The sequence below is a fragment of the Nonomuraea sp. NPDC052129 genome (assembly GCF_040680095.1).
Taxonomy (GTDB): domain Bacteria; phylum Actinomycetota; class Actinomycetes; order Streptosporangiales; family Streptosporangiaceae; genus Nonomuraea.
Genome location: NZ_JBFAVX010000019.1, coordinates 119,300 through 134,408 on the forward strand (window position 1 = coordinate 119,300; position 15,109 = coordinate 134,408).

The window sequence follows — 15,109 nt, forward strand, 5'->3', positions numbered from 1 at the left end:
TGCTTTTCAGCAGCGCCGCGGCCTGGCCCGGCCCCAGGTTCAGTGGGACCAGTTCCAGAGCCTCACCACACCCAAAAACGACGCATAACGCCAGCTTGGGGTCGGAGCAGCGCAAGCCGCCAGCCCTGGCAGGCGTCGGCGGCGGTGATCACTAAGAACATGATGCGCCGACCCCTCTGCCGGCCCTCACACGCGGATTGGTGAGCGGCTCAGTTCCGATGCGTGGGCAGTTCTGGCCGGTCGTCGGTCCAGCCGATCGCCTGGAACGAGGTGGAGAGACGCAGCTCCGCCTGCCGCCCATTCGCGAGCTTGGTGGTGTTTGTCCTCACCTCGGCGAGAAGCAGGCCGGTGCTGGGATCGACCACGAGCTGAACCTGGGTGAACAGGTCCGGCTCTATCTCCTCCTGATAGCTGAGCGTCTGCCCGCGCCGGCCCAGCGGATCGGTCATCTCCCCCTCGGCCCGTATGCCGGGCAGAGACGCAAGGATCCGGTACGCGGATGCCCGAACCTCGGGCGAGGCCGGCAGGCCACTGATGATGCCCACACAGTTCCGCAGAAGGATGTGCGCCCTCGCCTCCTCCACATCCATCCCGGATCCGGCCAGCTCCAGCCGGCCGATGCGCTCTTCTAGGTAGCTCCGGAGCTTGTCGGGCTCGCTGGGAATCGCGCGCACCTCCTCCCAGGACATGTCCTCCCCTGCCAGGTCACCGGCCGAGCCCTTCCACTTGCCGTAAAGCCGTTCGGCGGTTCGCTCGCCTGCCGCTGCCTCCAGCGGCCTGGATGGGACGGAGAACAGGTTCTCCGTCTTCATGTTCTTGGGGTATCGCCAGCTGGTGGGCGCCCCCGCGGCCCGCCAGGCGGCCTCGTCCAGCGGGGTCGCGGGCTTGATGCCGAGATCCTGCCAGATGCGCCAGTACTGCAGATCCGGCCGCTTCGCCAGCCAGGTCTCAAGGGACCGGCTGCCCTCGAGCACATAGCTGCGGGTGGGGTCGGTCAACATCCACTGGTTGACGGTCGCGGTGCGCCAGTAGTCGCCGCTCGCAGGGGCCTTCTCTACGGCGACGGCAGCAGCGAGCAGGATTTGCCGAGCGGTCGGTTCGGCCGTCGCGGACACCGACGTGCTGGGCGGAGGCGCGATAGAGATCGTACGGTCAGACAGCATCACTGGAGCGATGACCGCTACCGCGGCGGCGGCTGCGGCCAGGCCGAGCAGAGCGCGGCCAGGGGAGGGCAGGAGCCGCCGCCGGGCCGGAACGCGCTCCAGCGAGACGATCTCCGCCAGCAGCGCGTCCGCCCCCGCGGTGGACGCCCGGCCGGTCAGGTCCTCATCCAGCACTCGCGCCCGGTCCTTGAAGATCTGGTCGTTGTTCACCCTGACTCCTTCTCGATGAGCGGCCGTGATGCGAAACCGGCGGCCGATGGGCGGCGGGTCTTCTCCAGGGCCTTGGCGAAGCGCTTGCGGGCCCGGTGCAGGCGGATACGGGCGGCGTTGCGGGAGCAGTCCAGCACTGTGGCGATCTCGCCGGGATCGAGCCCCTCCCAGAGAGTCAGGGCCAGCAGTTCACGATCGCTGTCGGCGAGCAGGTCCATGGCTTCATCCACGCCGTGTTGCTCACTGTGGTGGGAGGGGGCGGCGTAGAGGTGTTCGATCTCGTCGGTGAGTTCGGCGTGCCGGGTGAGCCTGCGCCGCTCGCTACGGTGGTGGTTGGCCAGGACCCGACGGGCCACGCCGTACAGCCAGAGCTTGCCGGCCTCACCGTCCGGGAGCTCGGTCATCCGCCGCCAGGCGATCACATAGGTCTCGGCCACAACATCGGCGGCGTCCTCGGGAGAGGAACACCGCCGCACGGCGTAGCCGAGGATCTGTTCATAGGTTCGCCGGTACACCGCCTCAAACCGGGACCGATCATCTTGTTCACTCACGCGTCATCCTCGTCAGACCTTCCGAACGCTGCGGGCTTTCAACTCCTACGTGTCCGCGGCCGACGGCAGAATTTCAGGCCAGGCAGGAACGACTGAACCGATCGGAGCGGCCCCACGACCGACGGCATGCGAAAACCCGGGCCAGCTGGACTCTGCACCAGCTCCACCACAGTGCGTTGCAGCACCTCGCGCAAGCCGGCCGCATCGCGCCCGAACTACAGGCCAAGAGCCACCACCAGCACCTGGCCGGCCTCGGCCACTACGTCCGCCTGGGCGAGAAGACCTCCACCCGCATCACCGCCGAAGCCGATCCCGCCCACCGCCGACGAACTCGCTGATCTTCAGGCGGTACTGGGTGGGGAGACCTCCCACACCCGCAGCACCTCATCATCACCAGGATCAGGCTCGACGCGATATCCCGCTTTGAGCAGGTCTGCCTCGTGGCGCGCGAGCTACGGCTTTGCGCGTGCTGGCCGGCGGGATGGATGCGCCAGTACGCCGCTTCGCTGGGGACATCGGAATCGACTTCTAGATCCTTCCAATATACCGACTATCGGTATATAAAGATCCTGTGTCCAAGTTACGCCCTTTGCAGGAGCCTTCGTTCCTCATACTCACCGCGCTGGCCACCGAGCCCCAGCACGGCTACGGCATCATCAGCGATGTGGAGCGCATCTCCGAGAGTGAGGTCCGGTTGCGGGCCGGGACTCTGTACGCCGCCCTGGACCGGCTCCAGTCCGAAGGCCTGATCGCGGAGGACCGGGAGGAGATCGTCGGCGGGCGGTTGCGGCGCTACTACCGGCTCACCGACGAGGGCGGCGCCCGTCTGGCCGCCGAGGTCGAACGGCTGCGGCGCAACGTCAGGACCGCCGCCGCCCGGCTGCACACGCGCCCCGCCGGAGGTGTCGCGTGAGCGACCTCGAACGGCGTTACCGCAGCCTTCTCCGCTGGTACCCGCGCGAGCACCGCGAGCGGCACGAGGAGGAGATGCTCAATGTGCTGATGGAGTCGGCGCGGCCAGGGCAGAGTCGTCCGGAGCCGCGTGACACCCTCGACCTCGTCAAGGGGGCCGCCGCGATCCGGGCGCGCTGGGCGTTCGGGCCGGAGTCCATGGCGCGGTGGCGGGATGCGATGCGTGTCGTCGCGGTGGTCGGTCCCATAGTGTTGCTCATCTACCAGATGCAGTTGCGCATCAGCGGTGAGGTGCTTCTGATGGGCATCCTGACCGTCTTCCTGGCCTGGACCAATCGCCGCTGGCCTGCTGCGGCGGTCGCGTGGATCTGGGCCCTCCTGTTCAGCGCGGGCATGGCCGCCGCGGCGATGTTGTCGGCCACAGGCTTCTCCTTGGATATGGGGGTGGCACTCGGCGGCATCGTTGGCTCTTTCGCGCTTGTGGCGGCGGTGCTGACGGGGGTGGCGCAGCCGCGTCAAGGGCTGTCGCTGGTGGGGCGCGGGCGGATCCTAGCGTGGTCCGGGGCGGCTCTGACGGTGGTCGTCGGGACGTGGCAGCTGGAGGCTGCCCTGCGGGAAATCGGGGTGCCGCCCGAGCTGCTCCTGCTCGGGCTGAGTGCGGTGGTCTGCGGAGTGGCCGCACAGTCTCCGGTAGGGCGCAGGAGCGTGGTGGTGCTCTCGCCGGTCATGCTGGCGATGTTCCCCCAGCTCATGATGGTTGGGTTGTGGGGGGTCGCGCTGTTGGGGCTGGGGTCGGCCGGCTTTCTGGTCGCCGCCTTCCGTTCTAGTACGCCGGCGTTAAGCGGGTCATCGACGGATTAGTGATGCCGGAACGGCAGCCAAGACCTTCCGCGGCCGCCGGCGCATGCTGAGTCCCCCATGCGGAAGGTGATCGTTTTCCTGATCGCGCTCGTCGTCCTCCTCATCATCGACCGAGTCGCCGTAGCGAACGTCGAGCGCGACCTGGCGAACAGAATCGCCGCCGCTCCCGGCCTTTCCGGCACGCCGGCTGTGTCAATCGAGGGCATCCCGTTTCTCACGCAGGCCGTGTCGGGGCGCTATCCAGAGGTGCGGTTCAACCTCGGCACTTTCAGCTACGGCGGCGTGCCGGTCAGGAACCTACGGGGCGCCGCGTACGACGTGACGGCGCCCCTGGCCGATGTCCTGCAGAACCAAGCCCGTGTCCAGGCAGGTCGCGTGAGCATCAGCGGCACCCTCACCAGGGCGACGATCGACGAATACGCGCCGAGTGGCGTGAAGATCGGCGGCAACGGGGGACGGCTCACGGCCTCGGGAGAGATAACGATCGGGGCGGACAAGGTGAAGTTCAACGCCGAGATGCGCGTCGAGGTCGCCGACGGGAGGATCAAACTCCAGGCCGACAAGATCCAGGGCGTGCCCGTGCCTGACCAGATCGCGCAGCTGATCTCCTACCCGATCCCGTTCAAGGGGGATCTGCCCTTCGATGTGAAGCTGACCAGGGTCAAAAGTGTGCCGGAGGGACTGGAGTTTTCCGCCGAGGCGTTTGACGTGCCGATTCGTGGATGAGATGACACCATTTCGCCCTGTCGTCCGTGAAGAGAGCGGGCACAGCAGGTGACCGTGCTGGGTGCCAACCTTGTCAGTGCGTGTGACCGCACCACCAAGAGCAACCGCTACGCCGACGCCGAGTTCCTCATCGGCTGACGACGGGAACCTTCGGTCCTCTAGGACGTTCTACGATGCAGCCGACCCAAGGAGATCCACGTTGGAAGATCTGTTCCCGTACTTCCCGCTGCTGTTCGTGGCGTTTGGAGCACTGATCATTCTCCGTTCGATCAAGGGAATCATCGACGGCAAGCAGTTCGTCCGGCAGGCACAGCGGGTGCCGGGCGTGGTCAGCGACGTCCGGACCACGTTCGTGGGTCGGGGGGAGCACTTGAGGGCGATGCAGCGGCCTGTTCTGACCTTCACGACCGTGGAGGGGCGGGAAATCACCACCGAGGCAGCCACCACCTCCGACCTTGGCATCGGCAATGAGACCGAGGTGCTCTAGCGGACGACGTCGGCGGCGGCTACAGCGGAATCGTCGTCGGGCTTATCGCGGTCGTCATCGGCTTGGCCTTCTTCTCTGCTTTCTCTCGTTTCTCAGGCTTCTGAGAGGGCGACCGAAAGGCCCGGTGCTAGATCCAGCGTGCCGATGGCTTGGCCTTCCCCTGATCTGAAACGTTCGGAACTGGTGATCTTCAGGTGCATTGTGCTGCTTTCATGGTCGGGTGAGGTACGAAGAGACGCTGTCCGGCGTGCGTGAGCTGTGCGTTGAACATCTGGGGGAACACGTGGGGGCCCAGCTGGCGGCGTTGGCGCGGCCCGGGTTCGATCTGAAGCCCGCGGATGATGACGCCGCGGCGACCGGGTTGTGCCGGTGGGGCGGCCCGGCGTTGCTGGAGCCGGGCACACAGTGGCCTGTGTACGCGGGTGTGCCGCTCAGCCTGTATGCCGTGCTCGATGTCGGCGCGCTCGGCCCATGGCTCGGTGATCAGATCCCGTCGACCGGGTCCACGCTGCTCAATTTCTTCTTCTTGGATCCATGGACCGGATCCAGGGAGGTTCCGAAAGATGCCGGCAGCTTCAGCTATGACGATCCGCGGGTATGCCGGGTCGTGCCTGCCGACCCGCAACGCGTGGTCGAGGTCCCGGCGCCGGATCCGGCCCCGAGGTTCGACCGGGTTCGGATGCGCGCCGACCCTGTCGTCACTTTGCCCTCGATGTCGTCCTACGACTGCGATCCGGTACTCAGCACCCTCGATTACGGAGACGAGATCGAGCGGTCATCCCTTTACCGCGTGAATCCCGGCTGGCTGGTGGTCGACAAGTTCGGCGAGGATGCCTGGCCGAGGTACTGCGTGGACGAGCAAGGCATCGAGTGGGGTGGCATAAGCAATCAGGCGTTCGGCTGGCCGCCGATCCGCAGCTACGGCGTTGACCTGTTGCAGGAGCTGTCGCAGGAGGAGCCTTATGCTCACCTGCTCACTCTGGCCGGCACCGATATGTGGGAGTGGGGCGACGGGGGCATTGTGCGGTTTGTCGCCCCGGCCAAAGCACTCCGGGCAGGCGACATGAGCCAGGTGCGAGCCAACCCCGACGATTGGTAGAACCGCGATCTCGTGTCCTTTCGCGGGGGCGGTTTCCTCCCGAGGGATCGGGTTGATCAAGCGCTGGCCCGCCGGGCAAGCGTGTCGCCCTCCGTGAGGGCTGGGAAGCCCGATCGGCTCTCCAGCCCTCCACATGCTCGAACAGGCCCCGCGAAGTGGCGGGCGGCCTTCCCGGTCAGCGGATCTTCACGACGATCTCGCGAGTCCGGGTGACGCCGGCCGCGTTCTCCAACTCGGCGCGGTAGGTGTGCTCGCCGGCGGCCCGGCCGGTCAGTGCGGTGGCCACGTGCTGGGCAGCGGGGGTCGCCGCGGTCAGCGTCCGGGTGTCGATGAGCACGCCGTCTTCGTACAACCGGTAGGCCGTGCCGTTGGTCCCCCACCACAGGTCGAAGGAGACGGTGTACGAGTCGTTCTTGTCCCAGTTGTCGTGGGAAAGCACGCCGACGCCGGGTTCGGCGTCGGTGACGCGAACGGTCAGCGGCTTGGTCGTGCTCTGCCCGTTCCGGTTGATCAGGACGGCCACGTACTCGTAGTCACCGTTCGGGCGCGCGGTGACCGGAACGGAGACGTGCTGGGCGTTCGGGGTGTCGTCGGTCAGGTCGCGGGTCGCGATGAGTTCGCCGTTCTCGTAGAGCTTGACCCGGGTGGCGTTCGGGCCCCACCACAAGCTCATCGTGACAGTGTGGTTGCCATCCGCGAGCCCGTCGGCCCAGCCGCTGTCGCTCGACAGGACGCCCTGGCCGGGCGGCTCGGTGGTGGTCCCGGCAGGGATCGCGGGCTCCAGGGCGGCGACGGCGTTCGCGAGGCCGCCGGCCGCCGCGTCGACGGCCTGCTGGGTCGGTTCGGCCCCGTCGGCGACCAGCGCGGAGGCGGACGTGCGTGCGTTGGTGAGCGTCGCCCAGCTCTCCGGCGTCCAGTCGTCCTTCGCGAGTCCGTCGGTCTCGGCCAGGTAGAGCCGCACGGCCGTGGTGTCCACGATCGTCCGTACGAGCTGGACCTCCGCGAGGTTGGTGTTGCCCGACGGCGCCAGGACGCGTACGGCCCCGTAGGTCACCGGTTGGTCGAGAGTGATCTCGTTCCAGGAGGCGCTGGTCACGGTGCCGGCGGTGGCGAAGGTCTGCCAGGTCTGCCCGCCGTCGCCGGAGCCTTGGAACTGGACGCCGCTCGCCCGGGCGGCGAACCCGTCCCTGGGCAGGAATCGCACGGACTCCACCGTGAAGGTGGCGCCGTTCTCCGGGATCACGCTGACCCATCCGGAGGACTGGGTCGTGTCGGTGAAGGTCGTGGCGTTGCCGTCGAACATCGACCAGCCGTTGGCGGCGGCGTCCTTGCGCCCGTCCCAGGACGGGCTGCTGGCGGTGACCCACGGCTGCTGGACCTTGGCGACCCCGACCGGGGCGGGCTCCAGCAGCTCCCAGGCGTCGAGGAGGCGGACGGCCAGCGCCCGGGTGTCCGCGCCCTGCTCCAGCGCGAGGGCCCGCACAGCGTCGGCTTCACGGGTGAACAGGATCGCGGACGCGCGGGAGTACGGGGCGAGGTCGACGGCATCGGCCAGGTCCAGGACGGTGTCCAGGCCCACCTCGGAGCGCTCGCCGTCGATGCGGAAGTCGGCGAGGGTCCAGATGCCCGGGTAGGCGGGGTCGGACGGCACGCCGGGTTTGTCAACCTGCAGTTTGAGATACCGGTAGGCGGTGTCGCGCAGGTCGGCGCGGACCGGGACCCGCTCGATGCCGACGTCGTCGCCGGCGTTCGGGTGCTCCGTGAGCAGGGTCCAGGTCTGACCGTCGACGGAGCCGTAGACGTTGGTGCCCTCGGCACGGTTGGGGAAGGTGTCCCGGGCGAGGAACCCGAACCCGTCGGCGCGGAGCCGGTAGCCGACGCCGAAGTCGAGCACGACGCTCAGCACGCGCTGGTCGCCCCAGGTGGTCTGGTTGTCGCCGTCGGTCAGGGCGACGAGGGTCGGGGTGGACAGCGGGGAGGTGACGATCCTGGAGAAGTCGAGCGTTCGGTCTTCCAGCCGCGGGTTGAGCAGCGCGAGACCGTCGACGGCGACGCGCAGGTCCTCGAGCAGCGTCGCGAACTCGGCGGGGCCGGCGTCGGCGACCGCGGCCAGGGCGGCGTCCCGAGCGGCGGCGACGTCGGTCCACGTGGCCGTCGTGTACGTCTCGGGCGCTTTGAGCCCGTCGAGGCTCGCCTCGACAGCCGCCGCCCGGTCTTTGGCGACCGTGACGGTGATCGGCAGCGCGGTGTCGGTCTCCCCGACGGAGGCGACGACAAGGAACGTGTGGTTTCCGGTGTCGCCGGCGGAAGGGGTCCAGGTGAGCTTTCCGTCGCTGGACAGGGTGGCCGACGACGGCGAGCCCTGCATGCGGAACGTGATCGGGCTGCCGCCCGTTGCCGACAGCATGCGGGTGAACGGCTCGCCGGCCACGGCCACGGCGGCCAAGGAGTCGCCGGCGGCGAAGACGGCCGGGGTCAGCGTCCCGTTCGCCTGAGCGAGCACTCCTGCGACGTCAACGTGCCCGTTGCCACCGGTGGCGCGCAGGAACACGATGTTGTCGCCCACCGGGGAGATGGGGTGCCTGGCCTGGTCGATGTCGAGCGTGACGTAGCGCCACCGCCCCCCGGTGTCGGGGAGCTGGACGGTCGCGTGCGTCTGGGCGCCCGGCGTGGGCCGGACCTCGAGGGTCGCGGCCGCATCAGTGCGGACCTTGAACCCGATGAGCGCGGTGCCGACGCGGCCAGGCCACACGGCCCGGCGCACCGCGAGCCGCCCCTCGTCGGCGGCGGCGTCGAGGCGCACGTACCGGGTGCCGTCCTCGTCGGCGCCCGGCTGCGCGCCGTCGCCGACGGCGTGGCCGAACTGGGCGACATCGAGCTCGGGACCGTCCTGAACCGGCGGCACCGAATCGCTGGAACCGGCGAGCTCAGGCGGGAACGCCACCCAGTACTCGGCGGCGTTGAAGTCCGAGCCGCGCAGGTTCCAGAAGTTCGCCACCCCGGTGCCGTTGTAGTAGAGCGGGCCGTCGCGGTGCGCGAAGACCTCGGCGACGTGCGGCGCCTTGGCCTTGACGTCGACGCCGGCGACATAGGTGTACTGGTAGTACAGCTCACTGACCGAGTCGATCAGCCGCCCGCGGTAGGCCCCGGAGAGCTTGCCGGATCCGCCGGAGGTGTCGACGTAGGGCACGTCCTCGCCGAGCATGAACGCGTAGAAGACGTCGCCGCCGGCCAGGGTCCGATTGCCGAGGAACTCGTACGGGCTGACGGCGTTGCCGGCGGTGGACACGGTGCCGGCCACCGGGTCGAGCCGGGTGCCCTGGTTGTTCACGATCCGTGCGAGCGTCGTCAGGATGTCGACGTCGCCCTGCGCGTGCGCCTGGTCGCGCCCCATCTCCATGTGCTGGACGAAATCGTGCCCGTACGGGTTGATTTTGTCCTCGGCGGAGATGACGCGGAAGAGCGAGGCGAGGGACCCGTTGACGTCGCCGCCGTTGATCGTGTGCTCGCTGGTGTAGGTCGAGTTGACGGTGTACCACTCGACGCGCTCGGCGTACAGGTCGGCGTCATCCAGGAAGATGGCGGCCGCGATCATGCCGACCACGCCGTACAGGTGCTGGTTCCACAGGCGGTTCTGGGAGTACAGGAACGTGTTCAGGACCGGGTGGATCAGGTTGTCCTTGATCCGCTGCTGGTCGCGGTCGGTCCAGCGCAGGTCGTACCCGTCGAGGGTGTCGTTGACCGGGGTGGTGGACCGGATGATCTCGGCGGCCACGAGCATCTTGTACAGCGGCTCGCCGGTGTGGATGTGCGCGTCGGCGAAGTAGCGGTACTTGGCCGGGTCCAGGCTGCTCCACGTGCGGATGACGTGCAGTGCGTTGGCCCGGTACACCTCCTCGCCGGTCACGACGTACCGCAGCGCCTGCGTCAGCGCGCCCACGCCGTCGTTGAGCGCGCGGGAGCGCATCGAGACGGCGTTGTAGGCGTCGCTGAGCGGCTGCTCGTCCGACGTGCCCGCGTTCTGCGCCTTGAAAGTCCGTGAGGCGAACCCGGTCTGGATCATCGCGCCGTAGTAGCCGGCCCACGGCTGGGTGCCCGCGAGCACCTGGGTCCGCATGTTCTCCAGGTTGCCGGCGGTCAGTCCGACGCCTGGGTGGACGAACCCGGTGTCGCTCGTCGTCTCGACGATCTTGGGTAACGCCGTCCCGGCGACCTCGGCGGCCGCCGCGTCGGCTGGTACGGCGAGCGTGGTGCTCAGCGCGACCCCGACCACGCTGGCAGCGGCCATGCGCCGCCAGTGTCGTAGCCGGCCGAGCCTCGTGGTGATCATCGTCGGTCTCCTCTCTCGTAGGACGCAGCTGGCCGGCTGCGCTGTACCTCTGCTCAGGGACGAAGGCCCCTGGTCGCCTTCATCACGAAGGGCCCGGCCGGTCGGCGACCTGGACCCGCAGAAGCCGGGCGGACAGCGGTGCCGGCAGCTTGACCTCGACCACGGTGCCGCCGTCGACGGCCGCGGCGGACTCACCGCCCCACGTCGGGTACAGGACCTGCACGCCCCCGGTGGCGACCATCCCGGGTAGCCGCAGGTGCACGCTGTCCCCGCCCCGGGTCTCGCGGCCCTCGTCGTCGGCACGGCGCCAGATCGCCAGGTACAGGTCTCCGCCGTCGCGTGCGCCGAGTGCGACCCACGGGTCGCGCCAGCCGGGCAGGCCGAGGGGCCATACGGGCACGGATCTCGCCGCGGCGTGGCGGACGGCGCGGTGGACGGCCAGCGCCTCGCGGACGGCGGCCTGCTGCCCGGGGCGCAGGGTGTCGATCCGCCCGGCCAGATGGACCCGCGAGAGCAGGGCGGTCACCAGGGAGAACGCCGTCTCCTCAAGCGTCATCGTCCCGTCGAGGGACGCCCACACACCGGCCTGCTCGGGCGGGATCGCCAGGGGCGCGGCGACCGCGATGGGGGGTGTGAGCCGGAAGTCCTGCTGGTCGGTCAGCGACTGGATCGGGAACACGGCCCCGGTCGCGGCGTCGGTGCGTGAGCCTCCGGCGGCACAGCCCTCGACGACCAGGCCCGGGTGCCGGTCCATGACCGCGCCGACCCAGTCGAGCAGGGCGCGGTCGTGGCCGAGCAACCCGTTGCCCAGCGGCTCGCCGCGCCCGGCGTCGGTCCCCGGGCCGATGTCGACGTTGTAGTCGAGCTTGAGGTAGGCCAGGCCGAACTCTCCCACGAGGCGGTCGACGACCGCGTCCAGGTGGCCGCGGGCCGCTGGGTGGCGCAGGTCGAGCTGGTGGCGGCCCCACTCGGTGACCCGGTGCCCGCGCCGCTGGAAGAAGGCCTCGGCGGGCAGGCTCCGGGCGACTGGGCTGCGCACGCCGACGACCTCGGGCTCGAGCCACAGCCCCGGCTTCATCCCCAGGTCGCGGATCCGGTCGAGCACGGCCCCGAGCCCTCCGCCAGGGAACCGGTTGACGGAGGGCTCCCAAGCGCCGACGGAGTCCCACCACCCGCCGAGCTCGTCGTCGTACCAGCCGGCGTCCATGACGTAGTACTCGGCGCCCATGTCGGCGGCGGCCTCGACCAGGGGCAGGACCCGCTCGGTCGTCGGGTCGGACATCAGGCCGTTCAGGAAGTCGTTGTAGACGACGGGCAACCGGTCGTGGTCGGGGTGCGGGCGGCGGACGCGACGGCGGTGCGCGGTCAATGCGGCGGCGACCGCGCCGAGGGTGGTCTCGCGCCCGTCCGGGTGCCCGGGCACGACGGCGAGGCTGACCGGCACGGTCCGCACCTGCGTTCCGGGTCCCACGGAGCCGGCCCACTGGTGCTCCAGGGTCGTCGGTCCGGTGGCGAGCAGGTAGACGTCGTCGTACCGGTCGCCGAGCTCGGCGTGCCAGGCGCCGTTGGTCTCGACCTGCCAGGCGAGCATCCGTCCTGTGCGGGTGTCCTCGACGATGCCCTGGGCGAGGTACTCGGACGTGGACCAGGCGCCGGTGGAGGTCAGGCTGACCCGGTTCTTGGATCCGACCTGGCCGTGGCGCACCATGCCGACGTCGATCAGCCCGCGCTCGGCGAGCGTGGCGCGGCACCAGCGGAACTCGCCGCTCCAGGGGTTGGCCGCCGCCCAGAGCACGAGCTCCTCCTCCCAGCGTGCGCCATGGCCGAGGCCCGAGAGTACGCCGGTGGTCGCGTGGTCGAGGACCGCCGGGCGGACCGCGGTGACCGTCGCCGACGATCGCACCACCGGCACGCCGTCGTGCACCTCGTACGTGACGCAGGCGCGCAGCCCGGCCTCCTCCTCGGCGAGGTCGAGCTCCAGGCATGTGCGATCGCCGTCGCGCCGCTCGCGGTGGCCGGTGAGGCGCAGCCGCTGGGCGGCCGCGCCGTCGACGTGCCGCTTGCCGGACGTCCCGGACCGGCCCTCGCCCAGGACCGCCGTCTCCAGCACCGGCAGTGCCGAACGACGCAACGCCATCAGGTCCGGCCCGCCTTCGGCGGCGTGCCAGAGGGCCACGAGCCGGGGGGCGGTGTCCGGCCCGTGGGCGATCACGAGCCGGAGGACGTCGTTGCCCCACTCGAGGTGCTGCTCGTCCTCCTCGGGCAGCCCAGGCAGCGTGACGGTCACGCGACCGCTCCGGTGACCGGGTCGATCGTCCACTCGTCGCGCCACCCGAGCGCGGTCGCCACGGCGGCGATCCCTGTCGTCACGGAGCAGGTGCGCTTGATCCTCATCAGCTCTCTCTTTCGAGACGGCCTGTGCACGCTCCCGAATCATCTCGACGGGAAATCGTTGTCCCCCGGGCGCGTGGACACATCCCCGCCGGTCGGCCCGGCGAGGAATCGTTCTGACCATCCCGCACCAATCGACCCACCTCTGAGCCACTGTCTGGGATATCGTTATCCTACATACGCCCAACATCCTGACAAGAGCCCGTAGCAAATTCGCTACCTCCAGGAAATCTGCTGCCGTACGCCGGTGGGAAAACGATGATCCGACGAGTGCAGCGCATATCCTCGGTGCATGACCACGCAGAAGGGCTACCGCGCACCGGTTCTGGCCGATGTCGCCCGTGCCGCCCGGGTGTCCGTGCCGACCGTCTCGCGTGTCCTCAACGGGACCAAGTACGTCGCTCCCGAGCTCGCCGGCCGCGTCCACGAGGCGATCGAGCGCCTGGGCTACCGCCCGAACGGCGCCGCGCGCTCGATGCGCTCCGGTCGGCGCACCCTCGTCTCGGTCTTCGCCGGAGCGACGGCCAACTACGGTTACGCCCGCACCCTCCAGGGCATCGAGACCGCGGCCCGCAAGGCGGGGATGTCGGTGACGATCACCGTCGTGGAGTCAGGCGAGGACGAGGACGTCAAGCGGGCCATCGATCTCGCGCTCGCCCAGCCGACCGCCGGAGCGATCGTCCTGGAGTTCGATCGCGCCGGGATCAACGCCCGGCACATGCTCCCCGACGGGCTCCCCGTGATCGTGGCAGGCGGTGGCTCGCGCCGGACCGGCGGCGTCCCCGCCGCGCTCATCGACGAGCGCACGGCCGCACGTAAGGCCACCGAGTACCTGCTCCGGCTCGGGCACCGGACTGTCCACCACATCGCGGGCCCAACCGCGGGAAAGCACTCCGGGCGCACCGACGGCTGGCGCGCCGCACTGACCGACGCCAAGATTCCCGTCCCCGCGGTGATGAACGCCGAGTGGGACGCCACCTCTGGATTCCGCTGGGGCGAGCGGATCGCCGGCCGTGACGACGTGACCGCCGTCCTGTGCGGCAACGACGAGATCGCCATCGGCCTCATGCGCGCACTGGCCGACCGCGGGATACACGTACCCCGTGACATCTCTGTCGTCGGGTTCGACGACCAGCCGCTGGTCGCCATGTGGCAGCCGTCGCTCACCACCGTCGATCAGGACTTCGAGGACCTCGGAGAGCGGGCCTTCACCATTCTCGAACAGCTCGTCGACGGCGACATGACCGCGACCTCGAGCGTCGTGGTACCCCAGCTCGTGGTGCGGGAGTCGACCGCTCCCCCACGAGGGTGACACGACGGATCGGTGCGACGCCGCTCAGCATGGCGAAAGCGGCCTCGCCGTGGATCCGGTCGTGGTTTTGTTCGGCGTGACCAGGAACTGGTCGACGGCGCTGCGCTGGGCGATGCGCAGATTGCGCAGCGCCTCGATGCGGCCGTCGCGCTGCTTGGGCGTGCCGGTCCGGTCACCGGTCGCCGGACCTCGAACTCACCGGGAATGAACCCGGAGAAGGACCCGTGTCACTGCGCTGGGTACTGATGCACATGGTGGAGGAGTACGCGCGGCACAATGGACACCCCGACTTGCTTCGGGAACAGATCGATGGAGCAGTAGGACTCTGACCGCGCCGTCACCTGCCGCTTTTCAGATGCTGCCGCTGGCGTTCTTGCTTTTCTCCCTGGCCTGTCTTGTGGCCTCGCGTGCTCGTTGTTCGCCTTCTCTGCGCTGAGCCGCCTGATACCCCTCCCACTCACTACGACCGCTCGGGACCGCGATCGGCCCTCCGTTCCCTGCGGGTATCCGTGTCATGGGTGCCGACAAGCAGAACAAAGCGTACGAACTCCACGTGATCGAGAGAAAGTAGATGTCCGTCGGATCGGGCGTGCCGCTTCAAAGGTGTACGCACGGAAGAGCTACAACACATCATCCAGCCCAGCTAGCAGACGAGCACGTTGCAGGTGTTCTAACCTAGCCATCGCACCCACCGCATGATCTTCACAACACACCTGAATGATCACAGCGGTGGCCGCCTACCTTCTTGCGTCTACCTCCGAAATGCCCTCGACGAGACACTCAGCCCAAGATCTCGATGTGCGACTGGAGCATTAGACCTCTTCTCAAAGGTCAACTTCTGGAAGGTCTGCCACATCAACGATCCTGATTAATTCAACCTCGGGCGGATCTTCGGCTGGCCAGAATCGGACTGTTACCACCAAGTTGTCGCGTGGCCAGATGGAGATCGGGCGAAGGATAGTCGGGTCATCAGCTATATCTTCGGTCCAGTACCATCGAGATTGCCAGGTCCCGGTGCGGATGGTCCCCAGAACCTCTGCGACAAGCTGGTGATCCCCGTCTCTAGG

The 15,109-nt window shown here is 68.7% G+C and carries 11 protein-coding genes and 1 pseudogene; 8 read left to right on the plus strand and 4 right to left on the minus strand.

The window, feature by feature from the left end:
• Positions 1–209: 209 nt before the first annotated feature.
• Both AB0L53_RS34570 and AB0L53_RS34575 read right to left on the minus strand, forming a co-directional pair.
• A complete protein-coding gene (locus tag AB0L53_RS34570; protein ID WP_364003055.1) occupies positions 210–1,373 on the minus strand; it encodes a CU044_5270 family protein in 1,164 nt (387 codons plus the stop codon).
• Positions 1,370–1,924: an RNA polymerase sigma factor gene (locus AB0L53_RS34575; RefSeq protein ID WP_225300290.1), complete on the minus strand. Its 555-nt coding sequence runs from the start codon at positions 1,922–1,924 to the stop codon at positions 1,370–1,372. The genes AB0L53_RS34570 and AB0L53_RS34575 overlap by 4 nt, the downstream gene beginning before the upstream one ends.
• A gap of 176 nt (positions 1,925–2,100) precedes the next feature.
• Between AB0L53_RS34575 and AB0L53_RS34580 the strand changes: the two genes are divergently transcribed.
• The 6 genes from AB0L53_RS34580 to AB0L53_RS34605 all read left to right on the plus strand — a co-directional run bounded on the left by AB0L53_RS34580 (position 2,101) and on the right by AB0L53_RS34605 (position 6,009).
• Positions 2,101–2,262, plus strand: coding sequence for a hypothetical protein (locus AB0L53_RS34580; RefSeq protein ID WP_364003058.1), 162 nt, complete (start codon positions 2,101–2,103; stop codon positions 2,260–2,262).
• A 233-nt stretch (positions 2,263–2,495) separates the two neighbouring features.
• The gene (locus AB0L53_RS34585; RefSeq protein WP_364003060.1) at positions 2,496–2,837 is read left to right on the plus strand and encodes a helix-turn-helix transcriptional regulator; all 342 of its coding nucleotides are present in this window, start codon (positions 2,496–2,498) and stop codon (positions 2,835–2,837) included.
• The gene (locus tag AB0L53_RS34590) at positions 2,834–3,697 is read left to right on the plus strand and encodes a hypothetical protein (protein ID WP_364003063.1); all 864 of its coding nucleotides are present in this window, start codon (positions 2,834–2,836) and stop codon (positions 3,695–3,697) included. The genes AB0L53_RS34585 and AB0L53_RS34590 overlap by 4 nt, the downstream gene beginning before the upstream one ends.
• 57 nt (positions 3,698–3,754) lie before the next feature.
• Complete coding sequence (locus AB0L53_RS34595; protein ID WP_364003066.1) at positions 3,755–4,423, plus strand: DUF2993 domain-containing protein; 669 nt, start codon at positions 3,755–3,757, stop codon at positions 4,421–4,423.
• Positions 4,424–4,622: 199 nt separating this feature from the next.
• Positions 4,623–4,910, plus strand: coding sequence for a DUF3592 domain-containing protein (locus AB0L53_RS34600; RefSeq protein ID WP_364003069.1), 288 nt, complete (start codon positions 4,623–4,625; stop codon positions 4,908–4,910).
• A gap of 220 nt (positions 4,911–5,130) precedes the next feature.
• Positions 5,131–6,009: a DUF1963 domain-containing protein gene (locus AB0L53_RS34605; protein WP_364003072.1), complete on the plus strand. Its 879-nt coding sequence runs from the start codon at positions 5,131–5,133 to the stop codon at positions 6,007–6,009.
• Positions 6,010–6,184: 175 nt separating this feature from the next.
• Here AB0L53_RS34605 and AB0L53_RS34610 read toward each other — a convergent pair whose 3' ends face one another.
• A complete protein-coding gene (locus AB0L53_RS34610) occupies positions 6,185–10,339 on the minus strand; it encodes a discoidin domain-containing protein (RefSeq protein ID WP_364003075.1) in 4,155 nt (1,384 codons plus the stop codon).
• Positions 10,340–10,421: 82 nt separating this feature from the next.
• On the minus strand, positions 10,422–12,626 hold the full coding sequence (locus tag AB0L53_RS34615; protein ID WP_364003078.1) for a glycoside hydrolase family 36 protein: 2,205 nt from the start codon (positions 12,624–12,626) through the stop codon (positions 10,422–10,424).
• Between the two features lie 396 nt (positions 12,627–13,022).
• On the opposite strand from AB0L53_RS34615, the gene AB0L53_RS34620 reads away from it, so the two are divergent.
• Together AB0L53_RS34620 and AB0L53_RS34625 are read left to right on the plus strand one after the other, a co-directional pair.
• On the plus strand, positions 13,023–14,042 hold the full coding sequence (locus tag AB0L53_RS34620; protein ID WP_364003081.1) for a LacI family DNA-binding transcriptional regulator: 1,020 nt from the start codon (positions 13,023–13,025) through the stop codon (positions 14,040–14,042).
• Between the two features lie 188 nt (positions 14,043–14,230).
• A pseudogene (locus tag AB0L53_RS34625) lies at positions 14,231–14,371 on the plus strand (DUF664 domain-containing protein); the annotation flags it as partial.
• Positions 14,372–15,109 lie beyond the last annotated feature (738 nt).